Source organism: Arthrobacter sp. SRS-W-1-2016 (assembly GCF_002009585.1).
Classification (GTDB): Bacteria; Actinomycetota; Actinomycetes; order Actinomycetales; family Micrococcaceae; genus Arthrobacter; species Arthrobacter bambusae_A.
Window position 1 is genome coordinate 1 of sequence record NZ_MTPV01000045.1, and the last position, 21420, is coordinate 21420.

General features: G+C 65.6%; 23 protein-coding genes. 20 read left to right on the forward strand and 3 right to left on the reverse strand.

Annotation, left to right across the window (positions count from 1 at the left end; genetic code table 11):
- Positions 1-353 precede the first annotated feature (353 nt).
- Genes BMF89_RS10985 through BMF89_RS10995 form a run of 3 tightly spaced genes read left to right on the forward strand, consistent with a single transcriptional unit; the run spans position 354 to position 2074 of the window.
- Positions 354-554, forward strand: a complete 201-nt coding sequence (locus tag BMF89_RS10985; RefSeq protein ID WP_078107243.1) for a hypothetical protein — start codon at positions 354-356, stop codon at positions 552-554.
- 57 nt (positions 555-611) lie between these two features.
- Positions 612-1778, forward strand: coding sequence for a glycosyl hydrolase (locus tag BMF89_RS10990; protein ID WP_078107128.1), 1167 nt, complete (start codon positions 612-614; stop codon positions 1776-1778).
- Positions 1779-1786: 8 nt separating this feature from the next.
- On the forward strand, positions 1787-2074 hold the full coding sequence (locus BMF89_RS10995; protein ID WP_078107129.1) for a MoaD/ThiS family protein: 288 nt from the start codon (positions 1787-1789) through the stop codon (positions 2072-2074).
- 16 nt (positions 2075-2090) lie between these two features.
- On the opposite strand, the gene BMF89_RS11000 is transcribed toward BMF89_RS10995, so the two are convergent.
- Complete coding sequence (locus tag BMF89_RS11000; protein WP_078107130.1) at positions 2091-2327, reverse strand: hypothetical protein; 237 nt, start codon at positions 2325-2327, stop codon at positions 2091-2093.
- Positions 2328-2511: 184 nt separating this feature from the next.
- Positions 2512-3828, reverse strand: a complete 1317-nt coding sequence (locus BMF89_RS11005; RefSeq protein ID WP_078107131.1) for an MFS transporter — start codon at positions 3826-3828, stop codon at positions 2512-2514.
- Between the two features lie 207 nt (positions 3829-4035).
- On the opposite strand from BMF89_RS11005, the gene BMF89_RS11010 reads away from it, so the two are divergent.
- The 14 genes from BMF89_RS11010 to BMF89_RS11075 all read left to right on the forward strand — a co-directional run bounded on the left by BMF89_RS11010 (position 4036) and on the right by BMF89_RS11075 (position 17529).
- Positions 4036-4806, forward strand: a complete 771-nt coding sequence (locus tag BMF89_RS11010) for an IclR family transcriptional regulator (protein ID WP_078107132.1) — start codon at positions 4036-4038, stop codon at positions 4804-4806.
- A 158-nt stretch (positions 4807-4964) separates the two neighbouring features.
- Complete coding sequence (locus BMF89_RS11015) at positions 4965-5888, forward strand: shikimate dehydrogenase (protein ID WP_078107244.1); 924 nt, start codon at positions 4965-4967, stop codon at positions 5886-5888.
- The gene (locus BMF89_RS11020) at positions 5888-7804 is read left to right on the forward strand and encodes a sugar phosphate isomerase/epimerase and 4-hydroxyphenylpyruvate domain-containing protein (RefSeq protein WP_078107133.1); all 1917 of its coding nucleotides are present in this window, start codon (positions 5888-5890) and stop codon (positions 7802-7804) included. Before BMF89_RS11015 ends, BMF89_RS11020 begins: the two co-directional genes overlap by 1 nt.
- A 54-nt stretch (positions 7805-7858) precedes the next feature.
- Entirely contained in the window at positions 7859-8731 is an 873-nt protein-coding gene (gene pcaH, locus BMF89_RS11025) for a protocatechuate 3,4-dioxygenase subunit beta (RefSeq protein ID WP_078107245.1), read from the forward strand.
- 3 nt (positions 8732-8734) lie between these two features.
- Positions 8735-9310, forward strand: a complete 576-nt coding sequence (gene pcaG / locus BMF89_RS11030; RefSeq protein ID WP_078107134.1) for a protocatechuate 3,4-dioxygenase subunit alpha — start codon at positions 8735-8737, stop codon at positions 9308-9310.
- Positions 9307-10731, forward strand: a complete 1425-nt coding sequence (locus BMF89_RS11035; protein WP_078107135.1) for a lyase family protein — start codon at positions 9307-9309, stop codon at positions 10729-10731. The genes pcaG and BMF89_RS11035 overlap by 4 nt, the downstream gene beginning before the upstream one ends.
- Positions 10724-11539 (forward strand): alpha/beta fold hydrolase, encoded by an 816-nt coding sequence (locus tag BMF89_RS11040; protein WP_078107136.1) that lies wholly within the window; start codon positions 10724-10726, stop codon positions 11537-11539. The genes BMF89_RS11035 and BMF89_RS11040 overlap by 8 nt, the downstream gene beginning before the upstream one ends.
- Positions 11536-11982, forward strand: a complete 447-nt coding sequence (pcaC, locus tag BMF89_RS11045) for a 4-carboxymuconolactone decarboxylase (protein WP_078107137.1) — start codon at positions 11536-11538, stop codon at positions 11980-11982. The genes BMF89_RS11040 and pcaC overlap by 4 nt, the downstream gene beginning before the upstream one ends.
- An 82-nt stretch (positions 11983-12064) precedes the next feature.
- On the forward strand, positions 12065-13306 hold the full coding sequence (locus BMF89_RS11050) for a thiolase family protein (RefSeq protein WP_078107138.1): 1242 nt from the start codon (positions 12065-12067) through the stop codon (positions 13304-13306).
- Positions 13300-13959, forward strand: coding sequence for a 3-oxoacid CoA-transferase subunit A (locus BMF89_RS11055; RefSeq protein ID WP_078107139.1), 660 nt, complete (start codon positions 13300-13302; stop codon positions 13957-13959). Before BMF89_RS11050 ends, BMF89_RS11055 begins: the two co-directional genes overlap by 7 nt.
- Position 13960: 1 nt before the next feature.
- Positions 13961-14647 (forward strand): 3-oxoacid CoA-transferase subunit B, encoded by a 687-nt coding sequence (locus BMF89_RS11060; RefSeq protein ID WP_078107140.1) that lies wholly within the window; start codon positions 13961-13963, stop codon positions 14645-14647.
- 96 nt (positions 14648-14743) lie between these two features.
- On the forward strand, positions 14744-15568 hold the full coding sequence (locus BMF89_RS11065) for an IclR family transcriptional regulator C-terminal domain-containing protein (RefSeq protein WP_078107141.1): 825 nt from the start codon (positions 14744-14746) through the stop codon (positions 15566-15568).
- Positions 15569-15617: 49 nt separating this feature from the next.
- On the forward strand, positions 15618-15926 hold the full coding sequence (locus BMF89_RS11070) for a DinB family protein (protein WP_078107142.1): 309 nt from the start codon (positions 15618-15620) through the stop codon (positions 15924-15926).
- A gap of 82 nt (positions 15927-16008) precedes the next feature.
- Positions 16009-17529: a glycosyltransferase family 39 protein gene (locus BMF89_RS11075; RefSeq protein WP_078107143.1), complete on the forward strand. Its 1521-nt coding sequence runs from the start codon at positions 16009-16011 to the stop codon at positions 17527-17529.
- Positions 17530-17539: 10 nt separating this feature from the next.
- On the opposite strand, the gene BMF89_RS11080 is transcribed toward BMF89_RS11075, so the two are convergent.
- Positions 17540-18151, reverse strand: coding sequence for an NADPH-dependent FMN reductase (locus BMF89_RS11080; protein WP_078107144.1), 612 nt, complete (start codon positions 18149-18151; stop codon positions 17540-17542).
- Between the two features lie 296 nt (positions 18152-18447).
- Here BMF89_RS11080 and BMF89_RS11085 point away from each other — a divergent pair, with 296 nt between their 5' ends.
- From BMF89_RS11085 to BMF89_RS11095, 3 genes are read left to right on the forward strand one after another with little or no spacing between them, the layout of a single operon-like run.
- Positions 18448-19638 carry a Re/Si-specific NAD(P)(+) transhydrogenase subunit alpha gene (locus tag BMF89_RS11085; RefSeq protein WP_078107145.1) on the forward strand — a complete coding sequence of 397 codons (1191 nt, stop codon included), beginning with the start codon at positions 18448-18450 and terminating at the stop codon, positions 19636-19638.
- On the forward strand, positions 19638-19979 hold the full coding sequence (locus BMF89_RS11090) for an NAD(P) transhydrogenase subunit alpha (protein WP_078107146.1): 342 nt from the start codon (positions 19638-19640) through the stop codon (positions 19977-19979). Before BMF89_RS11085 ends, BMF89_RS11090 begins: the two co-directional genes overlap by 1 nt.
- Positions 19976-21358, forward strand: coding sequence for an NAD(P)(+) transhydrogenase (Re/Si-specific) subunit beta (locus BMF89_RS11095; protein ID WP_078107147.1), 1383 nt, complete (start codon positions 19976-19978; stop codon positions 21356-21358). The genes BMF89_RS11090 and BMF89_RS11095 overlap by 4 nt, the downstream gene beginning before the upstream one ends.
- The last annotated feature ends 62 nt before the right edge of the window (positions 21359-21420 follow it).

Below are 21420 nucleotides of genomic sequence, written 5' to 3' on the forward strand. Positions count from 1 at the left end.
AGGACTCTGGCACCGCACAGGCTGGGCAGGACGATCATGACGCGCCCGGGATTTACACACGTTTTGTCCTATAACCCCGGCTCCCCGGAACCCGGCTAAAACAAAGAGCTCCGGAGTGCGTTATTGGGGGATACGCACTCCGGAGCGGACTTTGGAGCAGGTTCTTTGGGTTCCTGCTGACAATTAGCTTACGTGCCCCAGCAGCCCTCCGCTACCAATCTGAATAACTACTTTCACTTTACTTTTTCCAGCCCCGGATTCGCGCCGAAGTCCGGTGTCTGATCAGCTCGGTGCCCCTTGTAGAGCACCCGGCGCGGGCCTAGCGTTAACATGCACAGGAAGGGGTGGTCCACGTGGAGATCTTCATGTGGTGGCTGGACATAGACCTCAAGAGCAAGGAATGGTTGCGCGAAAACCTGCGTGCCGCGGAGCTTCCGCTGGAAGTCCTGCAGCGCATTGCCGATGTCGGCGGCCCGCGCCTTGAGGAGTTGGCTGGCGGGCTGAGCGACGCCGACTGGGACTTCATCGAGACGCAGTCCGAGTTCGTGGACTGAGGCGGTTTCCTAGACCGGTTCACAAAACCGTTGCGGCTCCCGGGCGGGGATGGTTGCATGGGGTGCATGGCTACCGCAGAGAGTTATGTCTTGGCGATCGGGACCAAAAAAGGGCTGTGGCTGGCGCGCAGCACCGACCGCAGGGAATGGTCCCTTTCCGGTCCGCACTTCCTCATGAGCGAGATCCCCAGCATCGGGATTGATACGCGCGGGGACAAACCCCGGATCATGGTGGGGGTGCGCTCCGAACACTGGGGTCCCACCGTGGCCCACTCCGATGACCTGGGCGCCACGTGGACAGAGCCCGAGCAAGGCGCCATCAAATTCCCGGAGGGCACCGATGCCGCTCTGGAAAGGATCTGGCAGATCTACCCCGATTCCGCCTCGCGCCCCGGCGTCGTCTGGGCCGGTTGTGAGCCGATCTCCGTCTGGAAGTCCACCGACGGCGGCGAGCACTTCGAGTTGAACCGCGGCCTGTGGGATCACCCGCATCGCAGCGAGTGGGGAGCGGGATACGGCGGGGCTGCAGCCCATTCGATTGTCGTCAACCCTTCCGGGGAGAACGTCCACGTCGCCATGAGCACGGGAGGCGTCTACCGGTCGCTCGACGGCGGAGCCTCCTGGGAGGCCCGCAACAAGGGGATATCCGCTCGCTTCATGCCCGATCCGAATCCCGAGTTCGGCCAGTGCGTGCACAAGATCGCTGCGGATGCCGCCGTCGAAGGCCGGTTGTATGCGCAGAACCACCACGGTGTGTACCGCACGGATGACAACGGTGAGAACTGGATCTCCATCGCGGACGGCCTCCCGGCGGATTTCGGCTTCGTCATGCTCACCCACCCGCGTCGCGAAGGCACCGCCTGGGTGATCCCGATCAAGGCCGATAGCGAGCGGATTCCGCCGGACGGCCGGCTTGCAGTGCATCGCACCGACGACGCCGGCGAGTCGTGGAAGCGCCTGGACGTGGGCCTCCCGGACCACGAATACAACGCCGTGCTCCGTGACGCAGCCGCGGTGGATTCTGCTGAACCCGCTGGGGTGTACTTCGGAACGCGCGGCGGTTCGGTCTATGCCAGCGCCGACGAAGGCGAGTCCTTCATCGAAGTCGCCTCGCATCTGCCTGATGTCTTGTGCGTGCGGGCCGCGGTTGTCTCCGGCGTTGTTTCCCCGGATGTTGCGGCCGAATTCGCCGCTGCCGCCGCAGCTTCCGGTGTTCCGGCCTAGGACTGACCTTGCCCGATATCACTGTGCTGTTGCCCAGCGTTCTCCAGCCCCTCGCCGGCGGGCAGTCCTACCTGACTACGCCCGCCGACGGAGCTGTGACCGTGGAAAGCTTGCTTGATGCCGTGACCGGGAATTACCCGGTGCTGGCCCGGAGGCTCCGGGATGAAACCGGTTCGCTCCGCCGCTACGTGAATATTTACGTGAACGGCGAGGAGGTCCGGCGTCTGAAGGGTCTGGAAACTGAGGTTGCGGCCGGCCAGGAGGTCTTGATCATCCAGTCCGTGGCTGGCGGCTGAGCGGTTCGGGGCCAGGTCAGGCCACTCGCCAGACTGTGCACTCGTCGGTATTAATGGCCTTGCGCAGACCCGTCAGCTGATCCATGATCCAGACGACGCCGATGCCCGGGGCCGTTTCCTGGACGCGACCCCTGCGGATGACAACGTCATCGTAGGAGGGTCCGACGGAGAGGCGGGCTTCGATATGGTCGCCGCGGTGCAGCTGGTCAAGCGCGCGGATTCTTGTGGGGTGGGTTGATACTTCCTTCAACATGGTTGGCCTCCCTGGCTGGAGCTGCCAGCACTTGCCGGCTATTCCAGTGTGGCGGCCCAATGTTGCCGGGTGATTTCGGCCGGGTTAGCCGTGGGTAAGACTTCCGTTAGCAAAAAAATCCATTGCCCACCCCCGGCCTAAACCGTTGGGTGGGCAATGGATCCACGGGGAATCGGGGGAGGGGCTACTTCAGGCCGAGTTCCGCCGTCGGCGTCTTGAAGGATTCGCGCGCTGTCATCGCGGAGACCGCCGCGATCACGCAGATGACGCCGGTGAAGATGCTGATCTGGACCCAGCCGCCGGCCTTGGTGCCGCCCATCGCGGTGACGATGGTCGGGGCGAAGCCCGCCATGAGGAAGCCGATCTGCGTTCCGATGGCCAGGCCGGAGAAGCGGACCTTGGTGCTGAACATTTCGCCGTAAAAGGAGGGCCAGACTGCGTTTGCAGCGGCGTATCCGAGGGAGAAGTACACCACCGAGACCAGGAACATCAGGGGCACGTTTCCTGATTCGAGCGTCAAGAGGAACACGGGCGTCATGATGGCGCTGGCTACGGCGCCGTAGATGAAGACGGGCTTGCGGCCGATCCGGTCGGCCATCCTGCCGAACACCGGCTGGGTGCCGAGCGCGACGACGTTTGCCGCCACAACGAGCCACAGGGTGATGGTGCTGTTCACGTGGGCCACGTCCTTGGCGTAGGCGATGGCCAAGGTGCCGAAGACGGTGCTCACTGCGGAGATGAAGGCGCAGCAGACAACGCGCAGGACGTCGGCCCAGTGCAGCCGGAGGAGGTCGGCTACGGGAAGCTTGGCGATCTGGTTGTTCTTCTTGGCCTCGGCGAATGCCGGCGGCTCATGCAGGGTGCGGCGGATGAAGAACGCTACCAGGACCACCACGGCGCTGAGCCAGAACGGGATGCGCCAGCCGATGCCGTACTTGATCTCGTCGGGGAGGGCGACGACGGGGATGAACACCAATGCTGCGAGGATCTGGCCACCCTGGGTTCCGGTGAGGGTCCAGGAAGTAAAAAAGGAACGGCGGTTGTCCGGAGCGTGTTCCAGCGTCATGGATGAGGCGCCTGCTTGTTCACCGGCGGCCGAGAGGCCCTGGCAGAGGCGTGCGAAGACCAGCAGCGCCGGAGCCCACCATCCAATGGCCTTGAAATCAGGAAGGCAGCCGATGATGAACGTGGCACCGCCCATGAGTACCAGGGTGAACATCAGCACGCGCTGGCGGCCGATGCGGTCGCCGAAGTGCCCCAGAATGATGGCTCCAACCGGCCTTGCCACGTACGCGAAGCCGAATGTCGCGAAGGACATGATGGCTGCGTTGGCGTCGGCGCTCGGGAAGAAGACATGCGGGAAAATCAATGCCGCGGCCGAACCGAAGATAAAGAAGTCGTAGTACTCGACGGCGCTACCGAGGAAGCTGGCGAGAGCGGCCTTCTTCGGCGTTCCCGCCGTGGCGGTGCCCGGCGTCGTAGACGGGATCGTGTGACTCATGGTGTTCCTTTGTGTGACGGCGATGTCGCATCTGGCTGAAATGTGCGTACCTGGAACGTCGGTGTAGGTCCGGCAGCGGCCTCACACTGTAGCCACATTGTGAGAGCTACTTGTGCGATACAGCAATAATGGCTGTGAGCGCAGTCACTTGTCAAGATATTTACTCACCATCTAGATATAGCTCTCACGATGTGGCAATCTTTAGTTATGGATGTGAAGGAAGACACAAAGACCGACATGATCGGCAAGGCCCTGGGCCTCCTCGTATTGCTGGGCAATGAGCCGAAGGGGGCCAGCGCCTCCGAGCTCGCCCGCCGGGCGGAGCTGCCGTTCAGCACTACGTACCGGCTGCTCGGATCCCTGACTCGCGATGGATTCGTCGACTATGAGGCCGACGGCCGCCGCTACCACCTGGGACTTCGGGTCTTCCAGCTCGGTCAACGGGTATCAAACCATCACGGCTTCGCCGGCACCGCGCGTCCCATCCTGCAGCGCGTGACGGAAGGGACCGGCGAAGCGACCATCCTTTCCGTACGGGATGGCCACCATCACCTCACGGTCAACAAGGTGGACGGACCGCAGATGTTCCGGGTCACCAGCGATCCGGGGCATCTCGGAATGCTTCACACCACGGCAGTGGGCAAGGCGCTTGTTGCCTTCGCGGACGACGACGAACGGCAGCAATTGGTGGAAGGGCTCGAGTTGGAGCCCCTGACGGAGTCCTCCATTACCGACCGCGACGCTTTCCGCTTGGAAATCGAGAAGGTCCGGCGCCAGGGCTACGCGGTCATGGACGAGGAAAACGAGGTGGGCATGCGCGCCGTCGCGGTCCCTGTCCTCAATTCCCAGGGCGTTGCCTTCGCTTCGCTTGCCACTGCAGTCCCGGTTTTCCGGATGAGCGTGGAGCAACTCGTGGCCGTGGTCCCCTTGCTGAAAAGCGCAGCGTCCGAGCTCGCAGACCGCCTGCCGCAGCGATAATAGCCATCATTTTTGTTCGCGATAAGAACACTAGTGCAATATGTGAACAATTTGTGTATTCTGATTCATACCGCCCGGCGGAGCAGCACGGCCTGGACGTCCCGAGGGACGCCAGGGAGCGCCAGTCCACGGGTGCAGTTGTCAAAGGAGCAATGAGCATGAGCAACCGAGCTGAATCCTTCCTGGTGGGCCTGATCGGTGAAGGCGTATCGCCTTCGCTGACGCCGCCCATGCATGAGAGGGAGGCTGACGTACAGGGGCTGCGCTACCTGTACCGGCCCATCGACCTGCTGGAGCTCTCCTTGCCCGGCTCCGCCGTCGGCGAGCTGCTGACCGCAGCCTCCCGGCTTGGCTACAACGGACTCAACATCACGCATCCGTGCAAGCAACTGGTGCTGCCGTTCCTGGACGAAGTTTCCGAGGACGCCCGGCGGCTTGGCGCCGTGAATACCGTGCTGATCAAGGACGGCCGTTTCGTCGGCCACAACACGGACTTCTCCGGCTTCGGCTCCGCTTTGGCCAGCGGCCTTCCCGACGCCGGCCTGGACCGCGTCGTCCAGTTGGGCGCCGGGGGTGCCGGCTCCGCCGTCGCATACGCCCTACTTTCCGCGGGCGTCAAGAAACTGGACCTTGTGGACGTGGACCCCGCGCGCTGCGCCGAACGGGCGGCGGAACTCGCCGCCCTGTTCCCGGGCAGCACCGTCACGGCGCGCACGACGGCGGAGCTGCCGCAGCTCATGCCGCTCGCCGACGGTTTGGTGCACTGCACCCCGGTGGGCATGGCCGCTCATCCGGGCCTCCCACTGGACATGTCCCTCGTCGAATCCAGGCACTGGGTAGCCGACATCGTCTACAGGCCGATCGAGACCCAGCTGGTGCTCGAGGCCCGGGCCAAGGGTTGCCGCGTGCTCGACGGCGGACGCATGGCCGTGGGGCAGGCCGCCGACGCCTTCCGCGTCTTCACCGGCCGCGACGCCGATCCGGAACGGATGTGGGCACATTTCCTGGAGCTGGTGGGCGCCGAGGAAGCCAAGGCTGAAGGGTCCAAGGCCGACAAGGCACTCGCCGGGGCGGGTCACTGATGCGCACAGGAATCGCCACCGTCTGCCTCTCCGGGACGCTCAAGGAAAAGATGCAGGCCTGTGCCATCGCGGGCTTCGACGGCATCGAGATCTTCGAACAGGACCTCGTCACCTCGCCGCTCAGCCCGGAGGACGTGCGGAAGATGGCAGCGGACCTCGGACTCGGCCTGGATCTCTACCAGCCGTTCCGCGACTTCGACAGCGTCTCCGAGGACATCCTGCAGGAAAACCTGCGCCGGGCGGACGCCAAATTCAGGCTCATGTCCCGCCTCGGCATGGACACCATCCTGGTGTGCACCAATGTGGGAACCGCCACGATCGACGACGACGACCTGCGGGCGGAGCAGCTCTCCCGCCTCGCGCAATTGGCCGGCGAACACGGCGTCAAAGTAGCGTACGAGGCCCTCGCCTGGGGCAAATACGTCAACGACTACGAACATGCGCACCGCTTGGTGCACACCGTGGACCACCCCAACCTGGGCACCTGCCTGGACTCCTTCCACATCCTTTCCCGCGACTGGGACACCGCTCCCATCGAGGCGATCAAGCCAGAAAAGATCTTCTTCGTCCAAGTGGCCGACGCGCCGAAGCTCTCCATGGATGTCCTGTCCTGGAGCCGCCACTACCGCGTGTTCCCGGGCGAAGGACAGTTCGAGTTGGCCAAATTCATGGGCCACGTAGCCCGCGCGGGCTACTCCGGCCCGGTCTCGCTGGAGGTCTTCAATGATGTCTTCCGCCAATCCGATGTAGAGCGCACCGCCGTCGACGCGATGCGCTCGCTCATCTGGCTTGAGGAACAGAGCGCCAAATGGCTGGATGCGGCATCCCTCGTGCCCGCAGGCGGCGGCGGTGATTCGACCGCCAACGCTGCCGGCCGCCGTCGTTATCCCATGGAGCTGGCCACCCTTCCCAAGGTGGCCGAACCGGCGGGATTCAACTTCGCCGAGGTCAAGACCGATGAACCCGCACAGCTCGAGACGCTTCTGGGCCAGCTCGGCTTCGAATTCGATGGCCGGCACCGGACCAAGGACGTGCAGTTGTGGTCCATGGGGCAGGCACGCGTCATCATCAACGAACAAGCGCCGTCGCACAGCGAACCTGCCATCGCGGCGTTGGGGTTCGACGTCGACTCGCCCGTGATTGCTTCGGCCCGCGCCCAGCAACTCAAGGCCCCCGTGGTGCCGCGCAAGGTCCAGGCGGACGAGGAAGTGTTCCAAGGCATCGCCGCCCCGGACTCCACCGAGATCTTCCTCTGCCAGGGCAGCCCGGATGGCACCGCAGCATGGACCCGCGAATTCGGCGAAGGGCTCGAGCACCCTTCTGCGGGAGCGCAAGCGGTGATCGACCACGTAAACCTCGCCCAGCCTTGGCAGCACTTCGACGAAGCCGTCCTCTTCTACACGAGTGCCCTTGCCTTGGAACCTCAGCCGTTCGCCGAGGTGCCGAGCCCCAGTGGCCTGGTGCGCTCGCAGGTCATGCAGACTTCCGACCGTGCCGTGCGCCTGGTGCTGAACCTGGCTCCAGTCATCCAGCAGGAAGCTGGCCAGCAGGGCAGCGGCGCCCGCAAGAGCTACCAGGAACACATCGCCTTCGCCGTGGACGACCTCGTGGCCACGGCCCGGGCGGCGAAGGCGCGGGGGCTCGACTTCCTCCGGATACCGGCCAACTACTACGAGGACCTGGATGCGCGCTTCGCCCTGGATCCTGCCTTCCTTGCGACCCTCAAGGAACTGAACCTTCTCTACGACAGGGACGCCAACGGTGAATTCCTCCACTTCTACACTGCCACGGTGGGCAGCGTGTTCTTCGAAATGGTGGAACGCCGCGGCGACTACGACGGCTACGGCGCCCCCAACGCCCCCGTGCGGCACGCCGTCCAGTACGACTCGCTTCACGCCCACCACGTGCAGCGCTAAGCAGAAACACCAGCAGGAACCAGGAAAGCAACCACCCGAAAGGAGCCGGCCGTGCTGCTAGACGCAAATGCCGGGCACTACCAAGACGACGAGCTCGTACCGGCGGCCGAACCGCATGCCGGGCACGCCCCGTTGGACGCCGCAGCCGAAACCCAAGCGGATCTCAGCTCCGAGATCAAAGCCATCGGCGAAGCGTACGCCCAGGCGCTCAAAGGCGGTGCCGCTCCGGAGACCCAGCCCCGGCTGGACTTCGCGCCGTACCGCAGCAGCATCCTGCGCCACCCCACCAAGAGCCTGCACCACGCGGACCCGGAGACCATCGAGCTGTACTCGCCGGCGTTCGGGCACCAGGACGTGCACGCCCTGGAATCCGACCTCACCATCCAGCACAACGGCGAGCCCCAGGGCGAGCGGATCATCGTGCAGGGCAAAGTGCTCGACGGCGACGGCCGCCCGGTCGCCGGCCAGCTCGTGGAGATCTGGCAGGCCAACGCTGCCGGCCGCTACATCCACAAGCGCGACCAGCACCCCGCCCCGCTCGACCCGAACTTCACCGGCGTCGGGCGCTGCATCACCGGACCGGACGGTTCGTACCGTTTCACCACCATCAAGCCCGGCGCCTACCCGTGGAAGAACCACCTCAACGCCTGGCGACCGGCGCACATCCACTTCTCGCTGTTCGGCACGGATTTCACGCAGCGCATCGTCACCCAGATGTACTTCCCGGGTGACCAGCTGTTCCCGCTGGACCCCATCTACCAATCGATCGTGGACCAGGACGCCCGCGACCGCCTCGTGGCCAAGTACGACCACGAGTTGACGAGCCCCGAATGGGCCCTCGGCTACAACTGGGACATTGTCCTGAGCGGGTCGAGGCGGACCTGGACCGAAAACGAAGCCTTTGGCGACGCCGGGGATGAGGAGTAGAACATGAGCAAGCTGACACCCACACCCGGCCAGACCGTCGGCCCGTTCTACGGCTACGCCCTTCCCTTCACCAAGGACAACGAGCTTCTTGCCCCGGGCAGTCCCGGGAGCATCCGCCTGCAAGGCACCGTGTACGACGGCGCCGGCGAAGCCATCCCGGACGCCATCCTGGAGATCTGGCAGGCCGACTCCGAAGGCAACGTGGTCCAGCGCACGGGCTCCCTGGTCCGCGACGGCTACACCTTCACCGGCTGGGGCCGTGCCGCAGTCGGCAACTCCGGCGTCTTCACCTTCACCACGGTCAACCCCGGCCCCACTGAACCGGGGGCGGCGCCGTTCATTTCCGTCGCTGTCTTTGCCCGTGGCCTCATGAACCGCTTGTTCACGCGCATTTACTTGCCGGAGGACGAGGAAGCGCTCGCTGCCGATCCGCTGCTCAGCTCCCTCGATCCCGAGCGCCGCAGCACCCTGATCGCGCGCCGCGACGCGGACGGCGGACTCACATGGGACCTGCGCCTGCAGGGCGGGAATGAGACCGTCTTTCTCGACTTCGAGCGCTTCGAAGGCGCCTCCCGATGAGTGGGGACGGCGATTTCGGGCTGCTCAGCCCGGTGTCGGCGTCGCCCGCCGTGGTGGCGCTGACGGGTGACCGTGCGGTGATCGCGGCCATCCTCGACGTCGAGGCCGCCTGGGCATCCGTGCTCGAAGAGGCCGGCTTCGCGCCCGCCGGTTCTGCCGCCGTCGTCACCGAAGCCGCGGAATCCTGGGCCTACGATGCCGCTTCCATCGCCGAACGCGCTCAAGGCGGCGCCAACCCGGTCATTCCGCTGCTGGCCGATCTCCGCGGCAGGGTCAGAGGACTGGACGCTAGTGCGCTCGCAGCCGTGCACACGTCCTTGACCAGCCAAGACGTCCTGGATTCGGCACTGATGCTGCTCGCGCACCGCGTGGTTTCAGCGCTTCTCGCCGAAGCAAAAGGTACGACGACGGCGCTCGCCGCCCTTGCGGAGCAGCATGCGGACACGCTGTGCGTGGGCAGGAGCCTGACGCAGCACGCGCTTCCGTCCACCTTCGGGCTCAAGGCGGCGCAATGGTTCCACGGAGTGGCCGCCGCGGCCGGCCGCCTTGAAACCCTGGAGTTGCCGGTTCAGTTCGGCGGCGCCGCGGGCACCCTGGCTGCCGGTACCGTACTCACGGAAGGCTCGTCGTCGAGCCCCTTTGACTTGGCCGATGCCTTGGCCGGGAAACTGGGCTTGGCTCCCGCTCCTGCGCCGTGGCACACCAACCGCCTTGCCGTCACCGCGCTTGGCGACTCCTTGGCTTCGCTGACGGATTCCTTCGGCAAGATCGCCTCGGACCTGCTATTCCTCAGCCGCCCCGAGGTTGCAGAACTGGGTGAACCCCAGGCCGCGGGCCGCGGCGTTTCTTCGGCCATGCCGCAAAAGCAGAACCCGGTGCTCTCAGTGCTGATCCGCAGCGCGGCGCTCCAGGCACCTGGCTTGGCGGCCCAGCTTCACATGGCAGCCGCGAACTTCAACGACGAGCGCCCGGACGGCGCCTGGCATAGCGAATGGCAGGCCTTGAGGAGCTTGCTGCGGCTCGCCCTCGGTGCCGCCGCCCAGCTGCGCGAGCTCGCCGAAGGACTCCGCGTCTTCCCCGAGGCGATGCGCCGCAACCTGGAAATTTCCGGGCCATTGCTGCTGAGCGAAGCCGTTGCATCGTCTGTTGCCCCGCTCCTCGGCGCGGACAGGAGTGAAGCGAAGGCCAAGCTGCAAGCCGTCGTTGACGAGACGCTCGGGGCACCTGCAGCGGAGCAGCCCCGGATCTATACCAAGCTCCTCCGCGAAGTAGTCCCGGCCAGCAAGCTGTCCGACGAGGAACTGGAGGACCTTCTTGACCCGGCGAACTACATCGGTGAGGCTGCCGAGATCAGCCGCCGTATCCTTGCCGCGTACCCCGAATTCGCGCACACCAACCCGAAGGGAGCCGATCGTGGCTAAGCCCAACGTCAAGGCGGTGCTGCTGTCCCCGCAGCGCACCCTCGGGGAGAAGCCGCTCCTGGTGGTGGGGCCCTCGCTCGGAACGTCCACCGTGCTGTGGACCGAGACGGCAGCCCTGCTCGGCGACGAGTTCGACGTTGTCGGCTGGGACCTTCCCGGCCACGGCGTCTCGCCCGCGGCCTCCGAAACGTTCAGCGTCGCCGAGCTGGCAGACGCGGTGGTTGACCTGGTGGATTCGATCGTGCCGGGCGCCGTGTTCCACTACGCCGGGGACTCCCTGGGCGGTGCCACCGGACTGCAATTGGCCATCAAACACGGTGAACGGCTCAAGTCCCTGTCCGTGCAGTGCACCGGAGCGAAGCTCGGCACCCCGGAGGGTTGGCTGGAACGCGCCGAAACCGTCCGTGCGCAAGGTACCGCGGTGATGATCCAGGGTTCCGCGCAGCGCTGGTTCGCTCCCGGTTTCATGGATCGCCAGCCCGTGGTCAGCAGCCGCCTGCTGCATGCCCTGCGGGACGCCGACCGCTTCAGCTACGCCTTCTGCTGCGAGGCCCTCGCCGGATTCGATGTCCGCTCCCAGCTCGGCAGCATCATCGTCCCCACGCAGGCACTGGCGGGCGTCGAGGACACTGTTGCGCCGCCGTCGTGCGCTGAAGAAATTGTCGCGGGCATCAACGCTGGATTCAACACAGGCGGCGGCAGCGCTGTTGCTGTGGCGCTCGACGGCGTCGGGCACCTCGCGCCCGCGGAGGCGCCCGCCGTCGTCGCGGACCTCATGCGGACTTTCATGAAGGAGGCCGGACAATGAGCACTGATTCTGCGCAAGGCGCGGTTCAGCGTGACGCCACCTCGCAGGAAATCCACGACGCCGGCATGGTGGTCCGCCGCGAAGTACTAGGCGATGCGCACGTGGACCGAGCGAACGCTGCCAAAGACGAATTCACTGGTGACTTCCAGGACATGATCACCCGCATCGCCTGGGGTGGCATCTGGACCCGGCCCGGCCTGACGCGGCAAATGCGCTCCGCCGTCACCATCACCGCGATGGTGGCGCACGGGCACTGGGAAGAACTGGCCATGCACATCCGCGCGGCCATCACGAACGGGCTGAGCAGGGACGAGATCAAGGAAATCCTGCTGCAGACCGCCATCTATTGCGGAGTTCCCTCCGCCAACACAGCATTCAAGACCGCGCAGGGCGTTTTCGCGCAACTCGACGCGACCCCCGAAGCCCCGGCCCCACCCAACTGACTCGCATTAGATGTCGTTTTGAGCCCTCATAACGACATTAACTGCGAGCTAGTTGGGACTACAGAAAATTAGAGGAGACCCCATGAACCAGGCGTATGTGTACGACGCCGTGCGCACACCTTTTGGAAAATTCGGCTCGGGCCTTGCCGGGGTCCGGCCGGACGACCTCGCGGCCCACGTGGTGCGCGAAGCCGTCAAGCGCGCCCCCGCTTTGGATGTTGAGCGCATCGACGAAGTGGTGTTCGGCAACGCCAACGGCGCGGGCGAGGAGAACCGGAACGTCGCCCGCATGGCCACGCTGCTCGCAGGGCTCCCGACGTCGATCCCCGGCACCACGGTCAACCGGCTGTGCGGTTCGTCCCTGGACGCGGCGATCATCGCTTCCCGCCAGATCAACGCCGGCGACGCCGAATTGGTCCTGGTGGGCGGTGCCGAGTCCATGTCCCGCGCACCCTGGGTGCTGCCCAAGACCTCCAAGCCGTACCCGGCCGGTGACATGACCCTGGCTTCCACCACCCTGGGATGGCGCCTGGTGAACCCGGCCATGCCCAAGGACTGGACAATTTCCCTGGGCGAGGCCACGGAACGCCTGCGTGAGAAGTACGGGATCACCCGGGAGCGGCAGGACGAGTTCGCCGCGGCCTCGCACAACCTCGCCGCCGCGGCGTGGGACGAAGGCTTCTACGACCAGCTGGTGACCCAGGTTCCGGGCACCGAGCTGGTCCGTGACGAAGGCATCCGCGCGGGCTCGACGGCGGAGAAGCTCGCCGGCCTCAAGACCGTGTTCCGTCCCGAATCCTCGGACGCCGCCGCAGGTAAGACAACAGGCGGCACGGTCACAGCAGGGAACGCTTCGCCGCTGTCCGACGGCGCCTCCGCGGCCTGGATCGGCAGCGACAACGCCGCCGGGCTGCTCGGGCTGGAGCCGCTCGCCCGCATCGCCGGCCGCGGCGCGCACGGAAACGATCCCCAGTTCTTCGGCTACGCCCCGGTTGAGGCTGCCAACAAGGCACTCGCGAAGGCGGGCATCGGCTGGGAGCAGGTGGGCGCCGTCGAACTCAACGAAGCCTTCGCCGCGCAGTCCCTGGCCTGCATCGATGCGTGGGGGATCGATCCGTCCATCGTGAACCGGCATGGTGGCGCGATCGCGATGGGGCACCCGTTGGGCGCCTCCGGCACGCGCGTCCTGGGCACCCTGGCTCGCAGCCTGGAGGCCTCCGGTGAGCGCTGGGGCGTCGCGGCGATCTGCATCGGCGTCGGACAAGGACTGGCCGTGGTGCTGGAGAACGTCACCGCCGGAGTGAAGGGCTACAGGACATGCTGACATTCATTGACACCGTCGGCGAAGCAGTCGCGGGCATCAAGGACGGCTCCACCGTCATGATCGGGGGCTTCGGGAACGCGGGCCAGCCGTTCGAACTCATCGACGCGCTGCTCGATTCCGGCGCTACGGACCTCACTGTGGTGAACAACAACGCCGGCCAGGCCGACCAGGGCCTGGCGCTGCTCATCAAGGAAGGGCGGGTCCGGAAGATGATTTGCTCCTTCCCGCGGCAGTCCGATTCCTGGCACTTCGACGCCAAGTACAAGGCCGGGGAAATTGAACTGGAACTCGTCCCGCAGGGAAACCTGGCCGAGCGCATCCGTGCCGCCGGGGCGGGCATCGGCGGGTTCTTCACTCCCACCGGCTACGGCACCATGCTCGCCGAAGGCAAGGAAACCCGCTTGCTGGACGGAAAATGGCAGGTATTCGAGACGCCCATCCACGCCGACGTCGCGCTCATCAAGGCGCTCAAGGCCGACGGCAAGGGCAACCTTGTCTACCGCAAGACCGCCCGTAACTTCGGCCCCATCATGGCCGCCGCGGCCAAGCAGACCATCGTCCAGGTGTCCGAGATCGTCCCGACCGGCGCCCTGGACCCGGAGAACGTAGTGACTCCCGGGATCTACGTCAACAGCATCGTGAAGGTGGCCTGACATGAGCATCCAAGACTCAACAACACCCCTCGGCCGCGACGATCTCGCGCGGCTCGTGGCGCGGGACATCGCGCCGGGTTCGTTCGTGAACCTCGGCATCGGGCAGCCCACGCTGGTCTCCAACTACCTCACGGAAGAGCAGAACATCACGCTCCACACGGAGAACGGGATGCTCGGGATGGGCCCGGAGGCCAAGGACGAGGAGATCGACGGCGACCTGATCAACGCCGGCAAGATCCCCGTCACGGAACTCCCCGGCGCCTCCTATTTCCACCACGCCGATTCCTTCGCGATCATGCGCGGCGGCCATCTGGATATCTGCGTGCTCGGCGCTTTCCAGGTCTCCGCCACGGGTGACCTCGCCAACTGGCACACCGGAGCACCGGACGCTATCCCGGCCGTCGGCGGGGCGATGGACCTGGCCACCGGCGCGAAGGACGTGTTTGTGATGATGACACTCCTGACCCGCGAGGGCGTGTCCAAACTCGTCGGCACCTGCAGCTACCCGCTGACGGGCGTGGGCTGCGTGACCCGCGTGTACACGGACAAAGCCGTCTTTCTGATAGGGCCCGACGGCGTGACCGTGCGTGAGACGTTCGGCTGCACCTTCGAGGAACTCCAGGCCCTGGTGCCGGTCCGGCTGGTGCCCTTCGACGAGAAGGCTGCGGGCGCCGTCGTCGGCGTCTAAACGCGCCTACAGTCGATCGCGAGCTGGCAGCAAATGCCCTCTGGAAGCAATCCAAGGGGCATCTCCTGCCAGTTCGCGCCAATAAGATTGGTTACCATGACCGACGCAGCAGTAGCCGGAGTGCCGCAGGCAGGTGCTCCCCAAGCGAGTGACCAGTACGTGCAGTCGCTGGCACGCGGCTTGTCCGTGATCCGTGCGTTCGACGCGGCCAACCCCGTCATGACGCTCAGCGAGGTGGCGGCGCGCACAAACCTGACGCGTGCCACGGCCCGGCGGTTCCTGCATACGCTGGTGGAGCTGGGCTATGTGCGCACCGACGGCAAGACTTTCGCGCTCACGGCGATGGTGCTGCAGCTTGGCTATTCGTACTTGTCGGCGTTGTCACTGCCCCAGCTCGCGCAGCCGCACCTTGAGGAGTTGTCGCTGAAGCTGGGGGAGTCGACGTCGGCCGCGGTGCTGGATGGAGCGGACATCTTCTACGTGGCCCGCGTGACCACGCGCCGGATCATGACGGTGGGGATCTCGGTGGGTACCCGCTTCCCCGCCTACGCCACATCCATGGGCAGGGTGCTTCTGGCCGGGCTGCCGCAGCAGAAACTGGACCAATATTTGGCCGACGTGGAGTTCAAGGCCTTGACGCCGCGGACCATCACGTCCCGCGAAGAGTTGGTTGCCGAGCTGGACCGGGTGCGAAATCAGGGCTGGTGCCTCCTGGACCAGGAGCTGGAACTCGGGCTCATGTCCATCGCTGCGCCGGTGTGGAACCGCAATGCCGGACATGTGGCTGCGGCGGTCAACGTCTCGCTCCAAGCCCAAAACGTTGCTGCGCAGCCAGACCCCCAGGCGTACCTTGAATCCGTCCGGGAGCAGATCGTCGGAACAGCCCAGGCGATATCGCAGGACGTCTCGGCGAAGCACTAGCGTTTAGGGTCGTTGCCACGGCGCGTTGCGGCGCGTAGGCTCACGGCCCATGACCGACGTGGATGAGCAAGGACGACCGGAACCTCCCCTCGCAGCCGATGAGGCCGCCACCCTGCTGGGCTTCCTGGATTACCAGCGAGCCACCTTCGAATGGAAGTGCGAGGGGCTCGACGCATCCGGCTGGGGGGCGACCGTGGCTCGGACGTCGATGACCCTCGGCGGTCTGCTCAAGCACATGGCCTATGTCGAGGAGCACTGGTTTTCCCAATACCTGCACAACCGGGACCGCCAGCCTCCGTGGGACACCGGCCACGCCGACCTGCTCAGAGAGTCGGTGGATGGGCTTATCGGGGAGTAGGCGGGGACACGATAGTCGTCAGGTGAGCCCGGAACCAGCACGTTAGAGTGGTTTGGAGCGCTATACCGTCCTGAGGAGTCCCATGTCTGACCTGGCGTTGGAGAGCCGCCGGGTTCGGCGGCGATTCCCTCCCCGGCTGGATCCCTTGTGGTCTGGACTGTTCGGTTTTCTATTGTCCTTCGCCGGAAGCTGGATCCCATCGATTTGGAGGGACGAGGCTGCCACCGCCTATGTGGCCAACCATTCGAGTGAGGAACTGTTTGCCATCGTAGGGCGCATCGACGGCGTCTTCGGGCTGTACTACTGGCTCATGCATGGCTGGTTGAGCCTTGTGGGGACTAACCCGTTGACCTTGCGGTTTCCGAGCGCCGTTGCTGTCGGCGTCGGCGTGGCCGCCGTCGTCGCGATCGGGACCCGGCTGCACAGCCGCTGGCTGGGCCTTGCCGCCGGCTTGGCGTTCGCCGTGCTGCCGAGGATGACCGCGATGGGAATCGAGGCCCGTTCCTATGCGATGTGCGCGGCGATGGTTGCCGTTCTTGGCTGGCTGATGTTGCTCCTGACGGAACGCGGCCGGATCCTCAGCGCTGTGCCCTACGTTGTGGTGGGCGTCATTGCCGTGTATCTGCACATGTATGCCGTGCTCGCGGTCGGATCGCTGTGGCTGTCCGGCATGCTTTTGTCCCGAACGCGGCGGTCAAGGATCGTCCTGAGCGTGGCAACTGCCGGGATATTCGCCGTGACCGTCCCGCTCTTCCTGCTTGCCCGCACCCAAGCGGCAGCGCAGATCAGCTGGATCAACACCACTCCGGCCCAAATGTTTGCCCAAGTCTTCGTGGAGCAATTCTTCCCTTACAAGACCGTGGTGCGCTTCACGACGCCGGACCAGGAATGGGTGCGATCGCTCGCCGTCGTGCTGGCCGGAATCGCCTGGATACTCGTTGCCGCCTTGCTGGTCACGGGATGGAAGCGGTATCGCCGGGCATTGCTCTTCGCGGTGCCGGGCGTCGTCGTGCCGACAGTCGCGGTGTTCGTCTACTCCTTCCTGGTCTCACCGGCATACACGCCGAAGTACTTGATTTCCACGGTTCCCGCCTTTGCGATCCTGCTCGCATGTGCCCTCGGGAACCTGCCGCGGGTCTGGCCTAAAGTCACGGCGGTGGTGCTTCTGGCAGGGATTGCCGCTCCGATCTACGTTTCGCAACGGCAGCCCAACGGGAAGTTCGTCATCGACGATTTCTCCTTCATCGCCGGGACCATCGACGGCCACAGCACAACGGGAGATGGAATCCTCTTCGACGACAGCCCGGGAGACCCGATCGAATCCGGACGAAACGCGCTCTCCGGCTACCCGGCGTCTTTCCGCAACGTCCGGGACATCGCAGCAGTGACCGGACCCGAACGGTTGACGTCCCCGTGGTCACTCCAGCTCCCGTTCGATGCGGTGCAGGATCAGGTTGCCAGAACGTCCAGGGTGTGGCTGGTCACCACGCCCCAAAAGAAGCCAGACGCCGGCGCTGACGCCGCCAAGCTGACGCACCTCGGCTTCCACCAAGCCAGCCAGTTCGCCGGTCCCACCCACGAGGTCATTCTCTGGACGCGCTGAGGCTGTAACGCTACCGCGTCAGCTTGGCGTGGTCCGGATGGTGGTCGCCGATGTGCCCCGGGGCGTTGGCAGCCAAGACGCGCTCAACAAACGCACAGTATTCCTCCACGTAGTGGCGCAGGATGGATGCCGTGCCTTCGTCCCTGACCGATCCGTCCTCGTTGTAGGCCGTGCGATCGAATTTGATGTAGGCCTCCGGGGCGTTCAGCTGGGGTGCGTCGAGGAAGCTCAGGACGCTGCGCATGGACGCCTGCATCACGGCCGTGCCGATGCTGCCGGGAGACGTTCCGATGATGCCCGTTGGCTTGCGCGCGAAGGAATTGGTTCCCCAGGGCCGGGATCCCCAGTCGATGGCGTTCTTCAGGGCGCCGGGGACGGAGCGGTTGTACTCCGGCGAGATGAACAGGATGCCGTCCGACGCCGCGATCGCGTCCTTGAGGGCCCGGCCGGCGGGCGGGTAGTCGGCGTCGTAGTCCGGGCTGTACAGGGGCAGGTCCTTGATAGGAATCTCGGTGAATTCGAGCTCTTCCGGCGCCACGCTGATGAGCGCCTTGGACAGGACCCTGTTGATGGAGCGGCTTGAAAGGCTGCCGACGAAGTATCCGATCTTGTACGTGGCCATGGCAATGTTCCTTCCCGACGGCGCGGCCGGAACCGGCTCATCGACGGTGCGGTAACTGGAGGCTCCCAGCCCACAGCGAGCTTATTAGAGCAGCCCGGAGATGGGAATGGCCGGCCGCTGAGGCCTCCCCGACGTATGGATATGCCAACATCGCACAGAGTCCGGATATTCATACATCTGACAGTGGGCGCCGTCCCTACTCCCGCCCGGGCCTTCCGCGTCCTAGACTCAAGCCAACAACGGCTCAGGGCAATGACGTTCAGAAGGACAACGGGGTTTCGGAAAAGGGAGCGCGGGTGAAACTTGGCATAGCTCGGGAACGCCTGGACGGTGAGCGGCGTGTGGCTGCGACGCCGGAGACTGTCACGCAGTTGGCCGGACTCGGCCTGGAAGTCGTCGTCGAAAGCGGAGCGGGAACGGCCGCGGGGCACAGCGACGAGGACTACCGGAAGGCAGGCGCCCTCGTCGTCCCCGCGCTGGATCTGGCCAAACTGGATGTCTTCGCGCACGTCCGTCCCCTCGAACCCACGACGGCGGCTGCGCTGCGGCGGGGCGCCGTCACTGTAGGCCTGGCCTCGCCGTCGTCGGAACTACCCACCGTCCGCGCGCTCGCCGATGCGGGCGTGACTTCCTTCGCCCTTGAGTTGGTGCCGCGCATTTCCCGGGCACAATCCATGGACGCGCTCACGTCCCAGGCACTGGTAGCCGGATACCGCTGCGTGCTCGAGGCGGCAATGCGCCTCCCGCGCTTCTTCCCGCTCTATATGACGGCCGCTGGAACCATTCCCCCGGCCCGCGTGCTGGTGCTTGGAGCGGGCGTGGCAGGACTGCAGGCCATCGGCACCGCGAAGAGGCTGGGCGCACGGGTCTCCGCCAACGACATCCGGCCGGCCTCGGCGGACGAGGTCGCATCCATGGGCGGCACCTTCATCAAGCTCGACGTCGAGACGGCCGAATCGTCCGGCGGCTACGCGCGCGAACTCAGCGCCGACCGCGGTGCCCTGCAGCGTGAGCTGCTCGCCCCGCACGTGGCCCAAGCGGACGTGCTCATCACGACGGCGGCGGTCCCCGGACGGCGGGCCCCCCTCCTGGTGAGTCGCGAGATGGTCCAGCACATGCGCCCGGGCTCGGTGGTGGTGGACCTCGCCGCGGAATCCGGCGGCAACGTGGAAGGCTCGGTGCCTGGCCTGGATCTTCAAATCCCGACGGCGGACGGCCAGGGCGCAGTCACTCTCGTGGGGATGAAGGATGCCGCCTCCGCCATGCCCGCGGACGCATCGCGCCTCTACGCGAAGAACATCGCGAACCTGCTGGCACTGATGACGTGTGACGGCGCCGTCGTCCCCGACTTCGGTGATGAGGTGGTGGCGGGTGCGTGCCTGATGCACGACGGCGAGGTACGGCACGGTCCGACGGCGGAGGCCCTTGCGGCGCTCTCCGCCGAGACGGCGGAACCTGTCAGCACCGCCAACGAGGGGGTCTCCTGATGGACGGCATCGCCCTGCTCACTATCACCGTCCTGGCCGTCTTCGTTGGCTTCGAAGTGGTCTCCAAGGTCTCCAGCACGCTGCACACCCCCTTGATGTCAGGGGCCAACGCCATCCACGGCATCATCCTGGTGGGGGCGATCATCGTCGCCGGTCAGGCCTCGGATCCGTGGGTCCTCGCCGTGGCGTTGCTCGCCGTCGTCCTCGCCACCGCCAACCTGGTGGGCGGCTTTGTGGTGACGGACCGCATGCTGGAGATGTTCCACGGCCGTCAACGCGTGGCACCGCCCGGAGGTAAGGCCGGGCCCGTAGAGGCTGAGTCGAAGGAGCGCACGCGATGACCCTCATCGACCCGGCGTGGACCTCGCTTCTCTACCTCGCGGCTGCCGTGTGCTTCATCCTCGCCCTCAAGGGACTCAACTCCCCGCGAACCGCCCGGCGGGGCAACCTCGTGGGCGCATTCGGTGCGGCGCTCGCCGTCGCCACGGTGTTCATGTCCGTCAAAATGGACAATGTTCCCTGGATCCTGGGCGCAATGGTGGTTGGTTCGGGCGTGGCCGCGCCGGTCGCGCGGCAGGTCAAGATGACCCAGATGCCGCAGCTCGTGGCGCTGTTCAACGGCGTGGGCGGCGGCGCCGCGGCGCTTGTTGCGCTCCTGGAACTCGCGCACACTGAGGACCGCTGGGTGCGCGTGGCCATTGTCTTTACACTGCTGGTGGGGGCGGTGTCGTTCGCAGGTTCCGCCATCACTTTTTCCAAACTGCAGGAGCTCATGACCACCCGTCCGGTGGTGTTCGCCGGCCTGCCGACCCTCATGGGGGCGGTGCTGCTCGCGGCGGTGGGTGCCGCCGTCGCCGTCGTCTTCAGTGGTTCCATCGCGCTCGCGCTGCTGCTCCTAGTGCTGGGGTTGGTGGCAGGCGTCCTGCTGGTACTCCCGGTTGGCGGCGCGGACGTGCCGATCGTCATCTCGCTGCTGAATGCCTTCACGGGCCTGGCCGTGGCTGCCTCGGGCCTGGTGCTTGGCAATGTGCTCTTGGTGGTGGCCGGCACCTTGGTGGGCGCCTCGGGCACCATCCTCACGAGGGCCATGGCGGCGGCCATGGGCCGCAGTGTTGCGGGTATCCTCTTTGGCGCGTTCAAGGGAGGCTCGACGGCGGGCTCGACGGCGGTGAGCGATCGGCCCGTCCGCTCCTCCAGCCCGGAAGACGTGGCCGTGCTCCTTGGCTACGCGCAACGGGTCATCATCGTTCCTGGCTATGGGCTCGCGGTAGCGCAAGGGCAGCACACGGCGGCCGAGCTGGCCCTTGCCTTGGAGGAGAGGGGCATCGACGTGGACTTCGCGATCCATCCAGTGGCTGGCCGCATGCCCGGGCACATGAACGTCCTGCTTGCCGAAGCCAATGTGCCCTACGAGTCCCTCAAGGAAATGGGCGAGATCAACTCGGAATTCCGGACAGCCGACGTCGCGCTGGTGGTCGGCGCGAACGACGTCGTCAATCCCGCCGCGAAAACCACCGCAGGTTCGCCGATCTACGGGATGCCCATCCTTGAGGTGGCCGACGCGCGCCAAGTAGTCTTCCTCAAGCGCTCGATGCGGCCGGGATTCGCGGGAATCGAGAACGAACTCATGTACGAACCCCAGACCACGCTGCTGTTTGGCGACGCCAAGGAATCCCTCACCAAAGTGTTAAGTGCGGTCAAGGCGCTCAAGCTTAGTTAACCAACCCTGGGGTGCTCGCGCGCCTCTCCGCTGCCGAATCAGGTGAGCACACTCAGGATCGC